The sequence below is a fragment of the Pantoea sp. CS_6 genome, from assembly GCF_041954745.1.
Lineage (GTDB): Bacteria > Pseudomonadota > Gammaproteobacteria > Enterobacterales > Enterobacteriaceae > Pantoea > Pantoea stewartii.
On record NZ_JAVAYG010000001.1, the window covers coordinates 595771 to 613959 of the forward strand.

Sequence of the window (18189 nt, forward strand, 5' to 3'; positions counted from 1 at the left end):
AGCGTATTTACCGTTTTGCTTAACAACGCGTCAGAACTGGACAACATCAGATTGCCTGAAATAATGAAAAGGCACGCTAACAAGGAACACTGCATGAAAAATGACGGCCTGAAAATCGCGCTGACTGACGGAGAACTGCAGGGCACCCTTGATGACGGGATCTTTGTATTCAAGGGCATTCCGTATGCGGCACCGCCTGTCGGCGCGTATCGCTGGCGCGCGCCACAACCGGTTAAGCCCTGGCACGGTGTACGCAATGCACAGCACTTTTCTGCAGCGAGTTGGCAGAATCGTGACTACTGCCTGGCGATTGGCGGAGGCGATCCTGGTGTATTCAGTGAAGACTGCCTGTACCTCAACGTCTGGACGCCAGAGCTGCAGCCAGAGGTTCCACTCCCGGTCATGGTCTGGCTTCACGGCGGTGGCTTTACGATCGGTTCAGGTGGGCTGGCACCCTATAGTGGAAAACCCTTAGCCTCGCGGGGTGCGGTGGTGGTGACCCTTAACTACCGTTTGGGACATCTGGGTTTTTTTGCTCATCCCGCACTGGAAAAAGAGCAGGCTGACACGGGCCATATCAACAATTTCGCGCTGCTTGATCAGATCGCGGCATTACGATGGGTACAGCAGCATATCGCCGCGTTTGGCGGGAATGCCAGCAACGTGACGCTGTTTGGCGAATCGTCGGGCGCCCGCAGTGTGCTTTCGCTTTGCTGCTCACCGCTGTCCCGGGGGTTGTTCCACAAAGGGATCGTGCAAAGTGCCTATAGCCTGCCAGACGTCACCCGCGACGCGGCACGTGAAAAAGGCGTTATGGTGGCGACCGCGCTGGGTTTACCGGCGGATGCCAGCATGGCGCAGCTGCGTGAGCTGCCTGCGGACGCCTTCTGGCCGCTGGACAGCTCGCTGGGCCTCGGTCCGGTGGCCATTGCCGGTGATACGGTGCTGCCCGAGCCGGTCCTGAAAACGTTGATGGCGGGAAAACAGCACCGCCTGCCGCTGATGGCGGGCAGTAACAGCGATGAAGCGAGCGTACTGGTCTGGTTTGGCGTGGAGGCTGCCGCCGTGGTGGGACAGCTACGGCGTAATAACCATTTTCATTATCGGTTACTGCGCTGGATTTACCGTACCGGGGATGATGCGCTGCTGGGGCGGGCTGTCGCGCGGGATATGACGTTTAGCATTGTTCCCTGGCTGATCATGCGTGCGCAGGAGAAAGCGGGCATGCCGGGCTGGCGCTACTGGTTCGACTACGTTTCAGAACGATCGCGCGATCTCTACCCGCACGGCACCTGGCATGGTAATGAAATCCCTTACGTGATGAATACGCTGGCGATGATGCCGCCTGCCGACGACGATCGCACCTTTACCGCCGCAGATCATGCTTTTTCTCAACAGGTTTGCGATTACTGGTTTCGTTTCGCATGTGATGTAACCCCACACACGACGATGATTGAAGGCAAACAACGCTGGCCCGCCTGGCGCAAAAAGCATGACGTGACAATGTCACTAGGATGGCAGGGTCAAGCGGCTCTCAAACTGTTACCGGGTTTTATGCGCCGCCGCCTCGCTTTGTTCCGTTTGATGATGTCCCGCCTGGTGCGACTGTAAAGGGTGAACCAGCGCGGTGCATGCCAGACGTACGCCGGCCTGCACATTTCCACCCGCACATTATCTGTGCGGGTGGATGAAAAAAAATAACAATACCGTTACATTTTCCCGCGAGCTGCCGATAAATCTCCTGTGTCCGGTTTTACGGATTAACGTTCAAGGGATTTCTGTATGGGTATGCTTAAAAATTTCACTATTCGCACGGTTATGTTGACCATTCTGGGACTGTTTAGTCTGTTGTGGAGCGGCATTGGGCTGTTCAGCATTCATTCGCTTAACTCCCTCAGTGATGGCAATGATGTGGATCGCCATATCGTTGAGCAGATGACCGCGTTAAGTCAGGGTAACGACCAGTATTTTCGTATGATTACGCGTTTGTCGCGTGTGATGGAGAAAAAGGCCGCCGGTGTCGCCCAGGATGACACCGCCTTTGCTCCGGTACAGCAGGCGTTAGATAACATGCGTCATCAACTGGCGCTGTTTAAACAGCTGTCACCCGGACCTATGGACGCGGCCGTGACGAATGAGGTCATTGATAAATGGCAGCAACTGCTGGATCAGGGCGTCACCGTGCAGTTGCAGCGTGCCCGTCAGGATTCGCTGGATGCCTATCGTCAACAGGCGAATGACGTCACACCTGCGCTCAGCCGCGCCTTCGGTGCCAGCACCGAAGCGTTTAACAACGTGGCGAACAAGAAACTGGGACAAACCCGTGTTGAAGTGGATCGTCTGACCGCCGTGACTAAAACGATGATTTCAGCCACCGTGGTGATTGGTCTGCTGATTCTGCTGTTTACCGATCGTTATCTGGTCACAATGTTGGTCAAACCGCTGGAGAAGATTCGCGAGCATTTTGCCGTAATCGCCAAAGGGGATCTCAGTAAACCCGTTCAGGATATGGGCCGTAACTGCGTTGGTAAACTGGTTCCGCTGCTCAGTGCGATGCAGGACAGCCTGCGTGATGCGGTCAGTGCCATTCGCAGCGGCACAGAGAATATCTCGCGCGGTGCCGCCGAAATCTCTATTGGTAATAACGATCTGTCCTCCCGTACGGAAGAGCAGGCTGCCGCGCTGGAGCAAACCGCCGCCAGTATGGAACAGCTGACCGCGACCGTGAAATTTAATGCGGAAAATGCCCGTCAGGCCAGTGCACTGACCGAAGCGGCAACGCTGACGGCGAAGCAGGGCGGCAACCTGGTGGATGAAGTTGTGACCACCATGAACGGCATTTCCGACAGCTCGAAGAAAATCGCTGAGATCACCAACGTCATTAACGGCATTGCGTTTCAGACCAACATTCTGGCACTGAATGCGGCCGTAGAAGCCGCGCGTGCCGGTGAACAAGGGCGAGGCTTTGCCGTCGTCGCCAGTGAAGTGCGCAATCTGGCACAGCGCAGCGCCGGTGCGGCGAAAGAAATCGCCGGGCTGATTGCCGATTCTGTGCAGCGCGTGGAAAAGGGCGCGGAACTGGTGGGTACCACCGGCGGCACGATGAGCGGCATTTTAAAATCCGTCCAGGATGTGGATGCAATTATGAAGCAGATCGCCGCCGCCTCGGAAGAGCAGAGCAAGGGCATTTCTCAGGTTGGTACGGCCGTGACGGAAATGGACAGTGTGACGCAGCAAAACGCGGCTCTGGTTGAAGAGGTTTCTGCCGCCGCCAGCGCGCTGGCGCTGCAGACGGAAGCGCTTCAGGCTTCTGTTGCACAGTTCCGGTTATCGAGCGATGCGCCGGTAGCGCTGACACAGGACAGAAGGCCGCCAGCGGCGTCTGCAGGCCCTGCAACAGCACCGTCTCCTGTACTGCGTCCAAAAGCCGCCACGGCAGAGAACGGCGACTGGGTCACCTTCTAATCAATATGACTACCGCCTTCATCATGAAGGCGGTGATGTTTCAACTGCCTGTCTTTGACGTACTCCCCGATTGCGCCGCCAGATAACACAGTTTCTCCGCGACCTGATACGACTTAACGAACGACTTCACCGGCAGGAATTCGAAACGTGAATGGAAATTGTGCGCGCCTGTGAAAAAGTTAGGGGTGAAAATACCGCGGGCAGATAAGGCCGCGCCATCGGTACCGCCGCGCATGGGAATCACTTTGGGTGTAATGTCCAGATCGCGCATGGCAGCAAAAATCAGATCCAGCGCCCGGCGGTCGTCGCCCATGGCATTGCTGATATTGCTGTAAATATCGTGAATCGTTATCTCGACCTGTCCGGTGGGATAGCGTTCAGCAATCAGGCTGGCAACATGCTGCAATTGTTCTTTGCGCGCGGCAAAGCTCGCCAGATCGAAATCGCGAATTGATGCTTTCAGCGTCGCAACACTGGCATTGGCCTGCATTTCATTGAACCAGATATAGCCTTCACGGCCTTCCGTGTGTTCGGGCGTCGCCTGCCTGTCGAAGTGACTGATAAAGTCATGGGCCATCAGCAGCGGGTTGACCAGCACACCTTTACCGGACATCGGATGGGCGGGAACCCCGGTGAAACGCAGCCCTGCCGCCGCGCCATTGAAGTTTTCATAGACCACTTCACCCAGTTCACAACAGTCGATGGTCCAGGCAAAGTCCACATTAAAGCGGGTGTTAAGATCCAGCGCTTTGGCACCGCGCAGGCCAATCTCTTCATCGGGGACAAACGCGACGACTACATCACCGTGCTGATCCTGCAGGTTTTCCATTAACGTCATAACGACGCTGACCGCCGCTTTGTTATCGGCGCCCAGCACGCTGGTCCCGTCGCTGAAAATAATGTCCTGGCCCATATAAGGGGCAATTTCAGGATGCGCATCCCGGCGCAGCCAGATGTTCTGTTCGGGATTAAGGCACAGATCTTCGCCCTGCCAGGTCAGGATCTGCGGGTGAATATCAGGTGACAGACCGACGTCAACCGTATCAATGTGCGTAATAAACCCAATGCGTGGCGCGTCAGGGCAGTTGCCCGGTTTAACTGCCGTTACCGTCGCCTGTTCATCAACGACGACCTGTTCAAGCCCCAGTTCGCGCAATTCATCCGCCAGCAGCGCCGCCATCGCATGTTGACTCGGGGTGCTCGGTAAGGTGCTGGACTTTGCATCACTCTGACTGCTCACCGCCAGATAACGGAAAAAACGCGTGATCAACTGCGTCTGAAGTTTGTCGGTCATCACTAATCCTTATTAGTTGACTACATGCGGGGTTCGCTATGGTGAAGATTCATGCTATCAATCCACTGTTTGCACCGTTTATTTAGAGAGTCTGATTAATGGAAGTCAACATAAAGCGAGGATAATAATGAGAAACAGGTTTACAGCCCTGGGAATGATGACGGCCGGTATCGTGCTGGCAGGAAGTGTCAACGCGAAGACGCTGGTCTACTGCTCAGAAGGCTCACCGGAGAACTTTAATCCGCAACTTTACACCTCGGGAACCAGCGTGGATGCCAGTGCCGTGCCGGTGTTTAACCGCCTGGTTGATTTTAAAACCGGCACCACAGAATTAATTCCAGGCCTTGCAGAACGCTGGGAGATCAGTCCCGACGGCAAAGTCTATACGTTCCATCTGCGGCATAACGTTAAATTTCAGAGCAATAAGCTGTTTACGCCCAGTCGTGATTTTAATGCGGATGACGTCATCTTCTCTTTTATGCGCCAGATGGACAGCAACCATCCCTATCACAACGTCTCGGGCGGGCACTATTCCAACTTCGACAGTCTTGAACTGGCCACGTTAATCACCCACATTGACCGCGTTGACGATCACACCGTGCGCTTTACGCTGGCGCACCCGGAAGCGCCATTTCTGGCCGATCTGGCCTGGTATTTCGCCTCCATTCACTCGGCAGAATATGCAGACAAGATGCTGAAAGCCGGCACACCGGAAAAAGTGGATAGCGATCCCATCGGAACAGGGCCTTTCCAGTTGGTTCAGTATCAAAAAGACTCACGCATTCTGTATAAGGCGTTTCCGGACTACTGGCAGGGCAAGGCCAGACTGGATCGGCTGATTTTCAGCATCACGCCAGACGCGGCAGTGCGCTACGCCAAACTGGAAAAAAATGAATGCCAGGTGATGCCGTTCCCGAATCCTGCCGATCTCGAAAAAATGAAACAAAATCCGGACATCACGCTGAAACAGGCCGCGGGACTGAATACCGGTTTCCTGGCCTTTAACACCACCAAAGCCCCGACCGATAATGTGCAGGTTCGCCAGGCGCTGGCCATGGCGATCAACAAGTCTGCTATTATCGAGGCGATTTTTAAAGGCACTGGCGTGGTGGCGAAAAACATTCTGCCCCCCGGCGTCTGGAGTGCCGACAAAGACCTGAAGGATTACGATTACGACCCGGAAAAAGCGAAAGCGTTATTGCAACAGGCAGGCGTGAAACCAGGGACGGAAATTGCGCTCTGGGCGATGCCGGTACAGCGTCCCTATAATCCCAACGCACGCAGAATGGCGGAGATGATCCAGGCAGACTGGGCAAAAGTGGGCATCAAAGCCAATATTGTCAGTTACGAATGGGGCGAATACCTGAAACGTGTGCGCAGCGGTGAACATCAGGCGGCCCTGATGGGCTGGACGACGGCAACCGGGGATCCGGATAACTTCTTTGGTCCACTTTACAGCTGCACGTCGGCGAAAGGGGGATCGAACTCATCAAAATGGTGCTATCAGCCCTTTGAAAAGCTGATTACCGCTGCCCGTGCCGAACCCGATCAAGCCAAACGTACGGTCATGTATCTGCAGGCGCAGCAAATCATGCACGACCAGATGCCGGCCGTAATGATTGCCCATTCCACCATTTTCGAACCGATCCGCAAATCGGTGACCGGTTACGAAGTGGATCCCTTCGGCAAACATATCTTTTATCAGGTCGATATTAAGCCGTAATGTCCGTCACCGGCTTCACAGGGAGGTGAGTCGGTTTGCCTGCAAAATCCCTGATATGTTGTACAGTTAACCTGTAGAGGTAATGAAGTGGAGCATAAAAATGGCAAACGGCTGGGCAGCAGAAGGGGCAGTACAGGAGCAAATCGACAGCACCGTTAATGACGGTATCGAACGTGTGCGTCAGTCACTGGGACAGGGGGAAAGTGCCACAGAATGCGAACTGTGCGGCGAGCCGATTCCCGAAGCCCGCCGTCAGGCACTCAAGGGCGTGCGTTATTGCGTTTCCTGTCAGGAAAAGATCGATAAGCAGAAAAAAGAGAGCAGTCTCTACAACCGGCGTGGGAGTAAAGACAGCCAGCTACGCTGATCTCAGGAGCCAGGCATCGCCAGGCCGCTGCCGATGAACCAGGCGAGAAAGCCAATACCTGCCACGATGATAGCGATGGGGAACAGCAGACCAATTCTCATAATTATCCTGTGAGGTTACGCCACGTCAGGCCAGCCGCAAGGCGGCACGGTTGTTCTTCAGCAAAGTAAATAATTCAAACTGCGTGGCGTCCGTGATCTGACGCTGCACTTCACCTTGTGTATACAGCAGCAGATGAATATGCCCCAGTTGACGCCAGACGATGATCGCCGAGGCAATCAAGGCGCAGGTCGTTTCTGCCTGCACGCATTCTACTGTAGCGTAGCGAACGTCGTCTAAATCATTCGTGAAAATTTTCACCGCCTCAGCAGGTAAGATGGCCTGGAGATCCTGCAACATCACCCGGCTGACGCTACGCGACAGGTACAGCGTTAACCACTTTCTCGTCATGAACGTTGATCCTTTTTCGAGGTTAACAGATGTAATGGATGAGTCAGGTAGAAGGGCATCCTCTGACAATATAAGCGGTTATCGGGTGTGTTTAGCACCTTTCTGACGCGCTGCCCCTTCGGGCGCCGGAACAGGTCGTCTGGCCGTTCAGTGCCGCAGTGCCGCAGTGCCGCAGTGCATGATAGCAGACGAAGACGCATCGGCAGGCTTCTGCGAGGCGCAGAAGCCTGCTTCAGTTAACCATTAGAGCGTAACTGTGGGTAGCGCCGGAAAATATACACGCACCACAGCAGCGCGACCAGGCCGATCATCGCCCCCACGTTACCGACGTCAGACAGGCTCATATATACGCTCACCTGACTGCCCAGTAACGCGCCCGCACCGATGCCGATGTTATAAATGCCGGACATCAGCGACATCGCCACGTCGGTGGCATCGGGTGCCAGTGACAGGACACGGATTTGCATCGCCAGGCCAATCATCATCATCGCCATTCCCCAGACGACGCAGAGGGTGATAATCGCGCCAGGACGCACGGCGGCAAAAATTAACAGCCCCATGCATAAGGTGACCAGGGCGATGGCGCTGATCAGCAACGCTGAGGGAAAGCGTTTACCCAGCGAACTGAACAGCAGACTGCCAATAATGCCGGCAGAACCAAACAGTAACAGCAGCAGGGTGGTAAAACTTTCGCTGGCATTCGCCACCAGTTGCATAAAGGGTTCAATATAGCTGTAAGCCGTATAGTGCGCGGTCACAATGAGTGTAACCAGCAGGTACATGCCTGCCAGGGCCGGGCGGCGGAACAACAGCGGTACGCTGCTTAATGAACCGGTGTGTTCACTGGGCAGACGCGGCAAGACGCGCGCCAGCATAATCATCAGGATCAACGCTGACAGCCCGATCACGCCAAAGGTGGTGCGCCAACCCAGCGCCTGCCCCACAACGCGACCAATGGGCACCCCCAGCACCATGGCCAGTGCCGTACCGGTTGCCAGCATACTGAGCGCCTGCGTTTTTTTACCGGCAGGCGCCACACGAATAGCCAGGGAGGCGGTAATGGACCAGAACACCGCATGTGACAGCGCAATGCCAATGCGGGAAACGATTAACGAACTGAAGCTCCAGGCGAATGTCGAAAGAACATGGCTGGCTACAAAGAGGCTAAACAGTACCGTAAGCAGTAACCGCCGTTCAACATTACGCGTCAGCAGCATTAACGGCAGGGACAGCAGCGCCACCACCCAGGCATAAATCGTCAGCATAATGCCCACTTCAGCGGTTTTCATCGAAAACCCGGCAGCAATATCCGACAGTAAACCCACCGGTACGAACTCAGTGGTATTGAAAACAAAAGCGGCGATGGCCAGCAGCACCACGCGTAGCCAGGCCGTTTTACGGGAAACAGTTGTTAAAGGCATGAGAAGTTAAATCTGTCTGTGCGTCAAAAGAGGATGACAACGATCATCCCACGAAAGTGACCTGCGTCACAATTTAGTGGCTATTGTGTAGGAATCAAGCGCCGGGTGGAACCACCTGGCGCAGATTATGGTGATTTTTTTAGCCCGATGTGCAGCGTCAGGGAATCAGGGCTGGCGCGTCCCGCGTCCCGGCATCATACGCAGCAGCGCATTGTCCTTCAGCGCATAGTGATGGAACAGGGCTGCAGCGACATGTAAGCCGATGAGCCAGTAGCCCAGTGGCGCCAGGGTTTCGTGCCAGTCGACGAGCGTATCAGAGAGATCGAAATCAGGTTCCGCAGCGACCGGCATGGGAATGCCGAATAATAACCACTCGCGGCCCTTCAGGTAACGTGAGGCGATACCCAGCACCGGCAGGCTGATAAATAAGGCATAAATCAACGTGTGCGTCAGGTGTGCCAGGCCCGTTTGCCAGCGCGGTACGGGGGGCGTAATCGCGGGGCTGCGATGGCGAATTTTCAGCAGTAACCGTGAGAGCATCACCACCAGAATGGTTGCGCCCGCGCTAAAGTGTGTCACGGTCATCACAAAGCGCTGCCAGGAGCCCCGTTCCACATAACCGCGCAGCTCCATCGTGGCATAGACAATAATCAGCAGCAGCACGGTCAGCCAGTGAAGGGCAATTTGAGACGCCGCATATTTATCACGCATGTTAAATCCCTGTATGAAGAGTAAGGCCTCTAAGATAACGGAAAAAAGGCAAAATGCTTAACGAATTGGCGACTTAAAGCGGGACGGCTACAGGGGCAGGTCGGCAGCAACTGAACGGCGGGCTGGCAGGGCAGATGGCGGCGATATTCCGCCATCCTCGGGAAAAACGCGGCTGAATGGGATCGCAAAGGCATGCGCTGTGATCAGAAATCAATACCGTGCTTCAGTCCAACGCTGTCATGCAGGGGTGGGGTTTGAGCAGACATAACCGGGCAACAGTCGTCGCAGCCTAATGCGCTGGCATAATATTTTCGGGCTTGCTGTATAGCCGCTGTTGCAGAGTAAAACGTGCCCAGAAACAGTCGGTCTTCCAGACCCGGAAGGTAGCGACAGCCTTTGGCGTGTACCACGTGGTTATCGTTATAACCGGATTGTTTATTGACGTAATAGTAATGCGCCATGAGGTCTCCCCTAACAGTGAATTCAAAGATGGCATTAATCTTTGGGATTAAACCGATTATAGCGGGGAAACACCGGTAGTTAGCAATGATACTGATAATACGGACAATTCTTGTACAGCGGATTTTCCGGGCCGCATTGTGCCCGGAAAATTTGTTAAGTTTTGCTAGAGTTTGCGTTGATGCAGCCGCCACGCGACCGCCAGAGCCAGCAGCAGCAGGGTAGAGATAAACACGGTTATGCCCGGCCAGCCAAACTGATGCCAGAAAAAGCCCCCTGCCGTACCCGCCACGCTGGACCCCACATAATAACTGAACAGATACAGTGAAGACGCCTGGCCTTTTGCGCGACGCGCGCGTGGCCCAATCCAGCCGCTGGCTACGGAGTGTGCGGCAAAAAAGCCAGCACTGAACAGCATCATCCCAATAAAGATCAGAACCAAGGCATGAAAGGCGGTCAGGAGCAGGCCCGTCAGCATGATAAGCGTTGCGCCCAGCATCACCGGCCCCCGGCCATATCGACTGGTTAACGCGCCGGCTTTGGGCGAACTCCATGAACCGGTCAGGTAAACCACCGACAGCAGTCCCACCACGGCCTGGCTTAAATGCCACGGCGCACCCAGCAGGCGATAGCCGATATAGTTAAACAGGGTGACGAACGCCCCCATCAGCAGTAAGCCTTCCGCGAACAGCAAGGGCAGGCCCGCGTCGCGCCAGTGCAGGCGAAAGTTAATGGCCAGATGGCGGGGGCGCAGGGACGTCGGGTGAAAATGCCGCGAGGCGGGCAAAATTTTCCAGAACATCAGGGCGGCCGCCAGGGCAAAACAGCCAATGGCGGCAATGGCGACGCGCCAGGAGAAAAAGTCGGTTAATACGCCGCTGATCAGGCGACCGCTCATCCCGCCAATCGAATTTCCGCTGATATACAGCCCCATCGAAAAGGCGACTACGCTGGGATGGATTTCTTCACTGAGATAAGTCATCCCGACGGCCGCGACGCCGCTGAGCGACAGGCCAATAAGCGCCCGCATCAGCAGAATGCCGTGCCAGCTTGTCATGGTGGCCGAAATCAGCGTGCAGACGGAAGCCAGCATCAGCGCGGTGACCATGACAGATTTGCGACCGACAGCATCGGACAAGGGGCCGGTAATCAGTAAGCCCAGCGCCAGTGTCGCGGTGGAGACCGACAGGGAAATACTGCTGGCGGCCGGTGACACGCCAAACTGTGCAGAGAGGACCGGCAGCAGCGGCTGCACACAATACAGCAGCGCAAAGGTGGCCAGCCCGGCCGAAAACAGCGCCAGTGTCACGCGCATAAAGGGCGGAGTGCCGCGCACGATCCACGCCTGAGAAGGTGATGCAGGCTGCTGCGCCACATTTCTGTCCAGGGCGACAGCCGATGAAGAGCGATTCACAGTAATCCTTATGAGTAAAAACAACGAATAACGTAAGGCTAGGAAAAGCGGATTAGGTTGTCTAATATATTAATAATCTCAAATAATATTTTTAACCTATGAATATCGAGCTGCGTCACCTGCGTTATTTTATTGCCGTTGCAGAAGAGCTGCATTTTGGCCGCGCGGCGCAGCGGCTGCATATTTCTCAGCCGCCGCTCAGTCAGCAAATCATGCACCTTGAGGCAGAAACCGGGGCGCAGCTGTTTAACCGCACCAACCGCAGCGTGCAGCTCACGCCGGCCGGGCAACAATTTTTGCAGGATGCGCGCGCCATTCTGTTGCAGGTTGAGCAGGCGACCCAGCGTGCGGCACGACTACATCGGGGAGAAGAAGGGGAACTGCGCATTGGCTTTACCTCATCTGCCGCTTTTATTGGTGTCGTCTCGGATGCGCTCTACCTGTTTCGCCAGCGCTGGCCTGATGTTCATGTTCAGATGCAGGAAATCAATACCCGGCAGCAGCTGACGCCGCTCCATGAAGGGAAACTCGATTTGGGTGTGATGCGCAACACGCCGCTGCCTGCCGATCTGCATCATCAGCTCCTGTTACAGGAGCCGCTATGCGCGGTGGTGCACAAAGCCCATCCGCTGGCGTCCGCCGGGAAGATTTCTTTACAGGCGCTGGCCAGTGAGCCTTTTGTCTTTTTCGATCCGCAGGTGGGAACGGCGCTTTACAGCGAAATACTCGATTTACTGCAACGCTATCAGATCAAACCCTATATCACTCAGGAAGTGGGCGAGGCGATGACAATTCTCGGTCTGGTCGCGACCGGTTTAGGCGTGTCTATTTTACCGGCATCGTTCAGCCATGCCCGCCTGACGAATGTCGTCTGGCTGCCGCTTGAGGAACCGGATGCACTTTCGGAAATGTGGCTGGTCTGGTCTGCGCAACGGGAAATGAGCGCGCAGATGGCCCATATGATGGCGCTGTTGCGGCGGGAAAACGAACGCTCTCGCTAAAGGCGGAAAAATTATGTGTGATAAATCACATATCTAAGCAAATATTTGCCGCAAAAGGTGAATCTGCCGCACCATAGCGGATATTTATTTAGAAGCGCGAAAATAACCGGAGCAGGGTGTGAGTTCGGACAGCCAACCTGGCCATATTGACCAAATTAAACAAATCAATGCTGGCGTCGTTTACCGATTAATTGATCAGCATGGCCCCGTCTCGCGCATTGAATTGTCCAGGCGCGCCCAGTTAGCCCCAGCCAGTATTACCAAAATTGTCCGGGAAATGCTGGATGCCCATCTGGTTCAGGAAACCGAATTTCAGGATCCGGGCGCGCGTGGTCGTCCCGCTATCGGGTTAATTCTGGACACGGAGGCCTGGCACTACCTGGCCCTTCGCCTGCACCGTGGCACATTAACCCTGACGCTTCGCGATTTGAGCAGCAGGGCGCTGGTTGAAGACCATTTGCCCCTCCCGGATGATCCCACCCAATCCTTACTGACCACACTGACCGACCATGTTGATGCGTTTTTTATCCGCCATCAAAAGCGGCTGGAAAGGCTGACCGCCATTGCTATCACGTTGCCGGGGCTGATCAACGTCGCATCAGGCGTGGTGCACCGGTTACCCGGTTATACCTGCCATGATATGCCACTGGGCAGCACCCTGGCGGCCCGAACCGGCCTGCCGGTGTTTATCCAGCATGATATCTCGGCCTGGACATTGGCAGAATCCCTGTTTGGCGCATCGCGCGGTGCGCAGGATGTCATTCAGATTGTCATTGATGAAACCGTGGGGGCGGGCGTGATCACGGACGGACAGTTACTGCACAAAAGCGGACGTGCGCTGGTCGAAGTGGGCCATACGCAGGTCGATCCCTATGGTCAGCAATGTTACTGCGGGAATCATGGCTGCCTGGAAACGGTGGCCAGTACCGGCAGTCTGCTGGCCCTTGTTGCTCAGCGTCTGCCGGGACAGCCCGACAGCCTGTTACATCATCAAACCTTAACGCTGGAGGCGGTCTGTGAGGCGGCCCAGGCGGGTGACAGGCTGGCCCGCGATGCCATCGCCACGGTAGGGCATCATGTGGGCAGGCTGCTTGGCATGATGGTAAATATCTTCAATCCTCAACATATTCTTATCGGTTCACCGCTAAGTCAGGCGGCGGAAATCCTGTTCCCGGCGGTACAAAACACCATTCATCAGCAGTCGTTACCGGCTTACAGCGCAGGCATTCAGCTTGCACCTACTGAGTTTACTGAGCCTGGCACACTCGGTGCGGCGGCGCTCATTAAAGATTCGCTCTATAGCGGTTACCTGTTAGTGAAGTTACTACAAGGTTAAGCAACACTAACCTTGCGCTAACGCAATCTGCCTGTGCTTTTCCTTCCTTAGAATGTCTGTTCGCACGAAAGACTCATCGCCGATGAGTCGAAACCGCTGGTGAAGGAGACGTCGAGTGAAAACGCTATTTATTGCGGGAACAGATACCGAAGTGGGAAAAACCGTTGTGTCGCGCGCCCTGTTACAGAGTTTTATTCAGGCCGGTTTCAGTGCCGCAGGCTACAAGCCCGTTGCCCGTTGTGGTGTCAAAACGGAAGAGGGCCTGAGAAATAAAGATGCGTTGTTTTTACAAAGCGCCTCGTCCATGACGTTGCCTTATCAGGCTGTGAATCCCGTTATTTTCGAAAAAGAAGAAATCGGGGGTTATCCGCCTTGTGAGGTTAACTATGCGCGAATCAGTCAGGGGTTAAAGAACCTGCATCAACTGGCCGATCGCGTCGTGGTTGAGGGCACAGGAGGCTGGCGCAGCCTGATGAATGATGCCCAGCCGTTATCGGCCTGGGTGGTGGAACAACAGTTGCCGGTGATCCTGGTCGTGGGGATTAAAACGGGCTGCATCAGCCATGCGTTGCTGACGGCTGAGGCTATTCTGGGTGATGGCTTACCGCTGGCAGGCTGGGTGGCAAACCGGATCAATCCGGGGCTGGCGCACTATGCGGAGATCATTTCAGCCCTGCGTGACAAGCTTCCTGCGCCGCTGTTGGGTGAGTTGCCCTATTTGCCGCGTGTTGAGCAGCGTGATGTGTCCCGCTACCTGGATATCTCCCTGCTCAATGCCGACAAGCTGCCGGTTGCAAAGGCGAAAATAGCCTGACGCCCTTCATCTGAAAACACACGCTAATAAGAAAGACAGTGACACAGGATGCGAAACACGAAACCCGCTCGATGGAAAAGGGCCGCAACCGGGGTGCGGCCCTGATTTTTCAGGGATTCAGACGGCGACGCGTACGGCCGGAACTGAGGTAGTCCGCGATATAATCCTGCGAAATTTCCCCGCTGTAACGGCCTTCTTCATCCACAATCGGCATCCACACCGTGTTGTGTTCATACAGCTTTGACAGCACCACGCGCAGGTTCTCCTCGGCTTTGCCGGTTACCCGGAAGGTGTGCAGGATATCCTCACAGCGACCGCTGGCGCTACGCGCCTCGCGACGTTTAACAAACCCGAGCGGTTTACCATCGTCGTCCACGACGGTAATGGAACGCATATCGTTATCGTCCATAGTGCTGAACGCATCCATCAGTGGCGTCGAACGTTTCACCGTGATGGTCGGTTGCTGATCGGTCACATCACCCGCCTGCACCAGCAGCAGACGTTTCAGAGTGCGGTCCTGACCGACAAACGACCCGACAAAATCATTCGCTGGCGTCGCCAGTAATTCGTCCGGGCTGGCGCATTGCACAATTTTGCCCTGGCCAAATACGGCGATGCGATCACCGAGTTTCAGCGCCTCGTCAATATCGTGGCTGACCAGCATGACCGTTTTCTTTAACTGACGCTGCATATCCAGGAACTCATTCTGGATGACTTCACGGTTAATCGGGTCCACCGCACCAAAAGGTTCATCCATCAGCAAAACCGGCGGATCCGCCGCCAGCGCGCGAATAACGCCAATACGCTGCTGTTGCCCGCCCGACATTTCGCGCGGATAGCGATGCAGAAATTTCGTGGGATCCAGTGCCACCATGCTCATTAATTCGGTGGCCCGCTCGCGGCACTGTTTTTTGTCCCAGCCCAGCATGCGCGGCACGACGGTAATGTTTTCCTCAATCGTCATGTTAGGAAACAAACCAATTTGCTGAATAACGTAGCCAATATTGCGGCGCAGCGTGGTCGTGTCCTGGGTGCTGGTGTCCTCACCGTTGATGAGAATACGTCCGCTGGTGGCCGGAATCAGGCGGTTAATCATTTTCAGAGTGGTCGTTTTCCCACAGCCGGAAGGGCCCAGCAGTACGCACATTTCGCCCGCCGGCACCTCAAGACTTACATTGTCCACCGCTTTCATCAGCGTGCCATTTTTCTGGCTGAAGGTTTTCGTCAGATTTTCAAGTTTTATCATTATCGAATTCCCTTAGGAGTCAGCGCCAGCTGCAAACGGTGCAGCAGCCAGTCAAGAACAATCGCCAGCAGGCAAATCATCAGTGCGCCGGCAATCAGCATGCGCACGTCACTTCCGCTGATGCCATCAAGCAGGAGCAGGCCAAGTCCGCCCGCACCGATCACCGCCGCGATGGCCATAACGCCGACATTCATCACGACGGCGGTGCGGATACCGCCAAAAATGACGGGCAGGGCCATGGGGATCTCAACCCAGCGCAGACGCTGCCAGAACGTCATCCCAATGCCCCGACCGGCCTCACGCAAGCCATCCGGCAGGTTTTCCAGCGCGGTATGGGTATTACGTACAATCGGCAGCAGGGAATACAGGAACACCGCCGTGATGGCAGGCACCGCACCGATTCCCTGACCGATCAGCGAAAACAGCGGGATCATCAGACCAAACAGGGCAATGGTCGGAATGGTCAACACGATGGTGGCGATGCCCAGTACCGGCGTGGCCAGCCATTTAATGCGGACAATTAAAATGCCCAGCGGCACGCCGGCCAGAATGGCGCAGCCCACAGCGACCAGCACCAGCCAGGTATGCTGCCAGGTCAGCGTGAGCAGGTTATTCCAGTTATCAATGATGTAATGAAGGGTATCCACGATGCCTCCTTACAGCATGTTTTTGGATTGAAGGAAATCGCGCGCCACCTGTTCCGGTGACTGATGATCGATATCCACGCGCTTGTTCATCTCGGTGATGGCCTCATCCGTAATCAGCGATGAAAGCTGATTCAGCGCCGCCTCAAGGCCGGGATGGCTCTCCAGCACATCTTTGCGTACGACCGGCGTCACGTTGTAGCTGGGGAAGAAGTGCTTATCATCTTGCAGCACCTTGAGATCGAATCCTTTTACGCGCCCATCCGTGGTGTAAATCAAGCCCGCATCAACAAAACCGTCGCGGATCGCGTTGTACACCAGACCCGGGTCCATCTGACGAATTTGCGGTCTGTCCAGCGTGAGGTTGTAGGTCTTCTGCAGCGGCTTCATCCCATCCGAACGGCCATAGAACTCCAGATCCAGCCCCAGTCGCCAGTTATGTTTCGGGTCGGTTTTGCGCACCTGATCAATTTTGGCCACCAGTTGCGACAGGGTAGAAATACCTTCTTTATCCGCCCGCGCCCGCTGCATGGCAAAAGCATAGGTGTTGTTCATCGGGGCTGGATTAAGCCAGATCAGCCCCAGCCTGCCATCCAGATTTTTAACGGTCTGGTAAGCTTCCTGTGAGGACATGGGCTTGTTGATATGGTTGAAAATAATCAGTGAGGTACCGGTATATTCCCACGTCATGTCGATTTGCTTGTTAATCATGGCATTTCGACTGATTGTCGTGGCAATGTTGCGTTTTGGGATAACCTGAAACCCTTTCTTTTGCAGCCACATCACGGTCATGGCAGAAAGGATGTGTTGTTCCGTAAAACTTTTCGTCGCCAGCACCAGCGGGGCGGCAGCCTGAACGCTCTGGCTGAGCGCCAGCGTCGCCGTCAGGGCCAGCGTACAGTGCTTAATCCAACGCGTAAGCATCATCAACTCCTGTTTTATGCCGCAGCGTGCGGACTCAGATAACGGCCTAACGTCGCCAGCAACATATCCAGTATCAGGGCCACTAACGCCGTTGCCACCGCGCCCAGAATCAGGACCGGGAAGTCATTGAGGTAAATCCCCGGAAAAATCAGCTCGCCAAAGCTGCTGGCACCAATCAGGAAGGCAAGCGGGGCGGTGCCAACGTTAATGGCTGTCGCAATGCGCACCCCTGCCAGAATGACCGGCAGCGCATTCGGCAGCTCAACCTGACGCAGGCGTTGCCATTTTGTCATGCCGATACCGTTAGCGGCTTCAATCAGTGAGGGCGGAACGGCGCTCAGTCCGGCATAGGTGTTGCGGACAATGGGGAGCAGCGAGGCCAGGAACAGGGCAAACAGCGCCGGCTTATCGCCAATGCCGATCACCACCATGGCCAGCGCCAGTACGGCCAGCGGCGGCAACGTGTTGCCCACGTTAAAGATTTGCATGACATATTCTGCCCAGCGACGGGCAAAGGGACGGCTTAGCAGGATCCCACTGGGAATACCGACCAGCAGGGCAAACAGCATTGACCAGAACACTAAAAACAGGTGCTGTTGGCCAAGATAGATGAGATCAACGCGGCGGGCGACCAGTGTATCCCAGCCCAGCCCCCAAACCAGTGCGCCCAACACTGCTATCACAGCAAGCAGCGCCAGACCGGCACGTTTGGCCAGCGAAGCGTTATGCATACGGATTCTCCCTGTAGACCAATCTGTTGTTATCAAACCCTGAACCGACATGACAGACGCCACAAAAAGGGCCGCCGCGTCCAAAACCATGCCGATTGTTAAACGTGTAAAACGTTTGCGAATTTCTGCGTAATTTCGTTAATCACAGTCAACGCAGTTTTAAACCTATAGCAACGTCAAGCGAAGCGC

At 55.2% G+C, this 18189-nt stretch carries 18 protein-coding genes; 7 read left to right on the top strand and 11 right to left on the bottom strand.

Annotation, left to right across the window (positions count from 1 at the left end; genetic code table 11):
• Nucleotides 1-93: 93 nt before the first annotated feature.
• Entirely contained in the window at nt 94-1611 is a 1518-nt protein-coding gene (locus RAC90_RS02665) for a carboxylesterase/lipase family protein (RefSeq protein ID WP_033741750.1), read from the top strand.
• 171 nt (nt 1612-1782) lie between these two features.
• Nucleotides 1783-3465 (top strand): methyl-accepting chemotaxis protein, encoded by a 1683-nt coding sequence (locus tag RAC90_RS02670; RefSeq protein WP_039340263.1) that lies wholly within the window; start codon nt 1783-1785, stop codon nt 3463-3465.
• A gap of 40 nt (nt 3466-3505) precedes the next feature.
• Here the strand turns inward: RAC90_RS02670 and pepT are convergent, their stop codons facing one another.
• A complete protein-coding gene (pepT, locus tag RAC90_RS02675) occupies nt 3506-4759 on the bottom strand; it encodes a peptidase T (protein ID WP_375123909.1) in 1254 nt (417 codons plus the stop codon).
• A gap of 127 nt (nt 4760-4886) precedes the next feature.
• Here pepT and RAC90_RS02680 point away from each other — a divergent pair, with 127 nt between their 5' ends.
• Together RAC90_RS02680 and RAC90_RS02685 are read left to right on the top strand one after the other, a co-directional pair.
• Complete coding sequence (locus tag RAC90_RS02680; protein ID WP_375123910.1) at nt 4887-6482, top strand: ABC transporter substrate-binding protein; 1596 nt, start codon at nt 4887-4889, stop codon at nt 6480-6482.
• 100 nt (nt 6483-6582) lie between these two features.
• Entirely contained in the window at nt 6583-6849 is a 267-nt protein-coding gene (locus RAC90_RS02685) for a DksA/TraR family C4-type zinc finger protein (RefSeq protein WP_006119238.1), read from the top strand.
• Between the two features lie 2 nt (nt 6850-6851).
• Here RAC90_RS02685 and RAC90_RS02690 read toward each other — a convergent pair whose 3' ends face one another.
• The 6 genes from RAC90_RS02690 to RAC90_RS02715 all read right to left on the bottom strand — a co-directional run bounded on the left by RAC90_RS02690 (nt 6852) and on the right by RAC90_RS02715 (nt 11304).
• On the bottom strand, nt 6852-6950 hold the full coding sequence (locus tag RAC90_RS02690) for a YoaK family small membrane protein (RefSeq protein ID WP_015700245.1): 99 nt from the start codon (nt 6948-6950) through the stop codon (nt 6852-6854).
• A 25-nt stretch (nt 6951-6975) separates the two neighbouring features.
• A complete protein-coding gene (locus RAC90_RS02695; protein ID WP_006119236.1) occupies nt 6976-7299 on the bottom strand; it encodes a hypothetical protein in 324 nt (107 codons plus the stop codon).
• 236 nt (nt 7300-7535) lie between these two features.
• The gene (locus tag RAC90_RS02700; protein ID WP_039340269.1) at nt 7536-8720 is read right to left on the bottom strand and encodes a sugar transporter; all 1185 of its coding nucleotides are present in this window, start codon (nt 8718-8720) and stop codon (nt 7536-7538) included.
• Between the two features lie 165 nt (nt 8721-8885).
• A complete protein-coding gene (cybB, locus tag RAC90_RS02705; RefSeq protein ID WP_375123911.1) occupies nt 8886-9431 on the bottom strand; it encodes a cytochrome b561 in 546 nt (181 codons plus the stop codon).
• Between the two features lie 203 nt (nt 9432-9634).
• Nucleotides 9635-9892, bottom strand: coding sequence for a hypothetical protein (locus RAC90_RS02710; protein WP_033741742.1), 258 nt, complete (start codon nt 9890-9892; stop codon nt 9635-9637).
• A gap of 164 nt (nt 9893-10056) precedes the next feature.
• On the bottom strand, nt 10057-11304 hold the full coding sequence (locus RAC90_RS02715) for an MFS transporter (protein ID WP_006119230.1): 1248 nt from the start codon (nt 11302-11304) through the stop codon (nt 10057-10059).
• A gap of 98 nt (nt 11305-11402) precedes the next feature.
• On the opposite strand from RAC90_RS02715, the gene RAC90_RS02720 reads away from it, so the two are divergent.
• The 3 genes from RAC90_RS02720 to bioD all read left to right on the top strand — a co-directional run bounded on the left by RAC90_RS02720 (nt 11403) and on the right by bioD (nt 14455).
• Nucleotides 11403-12305: a LysR family transcriptional regulator gene (locus RAC90_RS02720; protein WP_058701865.1), complete on the top strand. Its 903-nt coding sequence runs from the start codon at nt 11403-11405 to the stop codon at nt 12303-12305.
• Between the two features lie 118 nt (nt 12306-12423).
• A complete protein-coding gene (locus RAC90_RS02725) occupies nt 12424-13641 on the top strand; it encodes an ROK family transcriptional regulator (protein ID WP_039340276.1) in 1218 nt (405 codons plus the stop codon).
• Nucleotides 13642-13756: 115 nt separating this feature from the next.
• The gene (bioD, locus tag RAC90_RS02730) at nt 13757-14455 is read left to right on the top strand and encodes a dethiobiotin synthase (protein WP_039340277.1); all 699 of its coding nucleotides are present in this window, start codon (nt 13757-13759) and stop codon (nt 14453-14455) included.
• Nucleotides 14456-14564: 109 nt separating this feature from the next.
• Here the strand turns inward: bioD and osmV are convergent, their stop codons facing one another.
• Genes osmV through RAC90_RS02750 form a run of 4 tightly spaced genes read right to left on the bottom strand, consistent with a single transcriptional unit; the run spans nt 14565 to nt 18000 of the window.
• Nucleotides 14565-15701, bottom strand: coding sequence for an osmoprotectant ABC transporter ATP-binding protein OsmV (gene osmV / locus RAC90_RS02735; protein ID WP_039340279.1), 1137 nt, complete (start codon nt 15699-15701; stop codon nt 14565-14567).
• Nucleotides 15701-16348 (bottom strand): osmoprotectant ABC transporter permease OsmW, encoded by a 648-nt coding sequence (gene osmW, locus RAC90_RS02740; RefSeq protein WP_006119224.1) that lies wholly within the window; start codon nt 16346-16348, stop codon nt 15701-15703. Before osmW ends, osmV begins: the two co-directional genes overlap by 1 nt.
• A 9-nt stretch (nt 16349-16357) precedes the next feature.
• Nucleotides 16358-17269, bottom strand: coding sequence for a glycine betaine ABC transporter substrate-binding protein (locus RAC90_RS02745; protein ID WP_039340281.1), 912 nt, complete (start codon nt 17267-17269; stop codon nt 16358-16360).
• 14 nt (nt 17270-17283) lie between these two features.
• Nucleotides 17284-18000, bottom strand: coding sequence for an ABC transporter permease (locus RAC90_RS02750; protein ID WP_006119222.1), 717 nt, complete (start codon nt 17998-18000; stop codon nt 17284-17286).
• Nucleotides 18001-18189 lie beyond the last annotated feature (189 nt).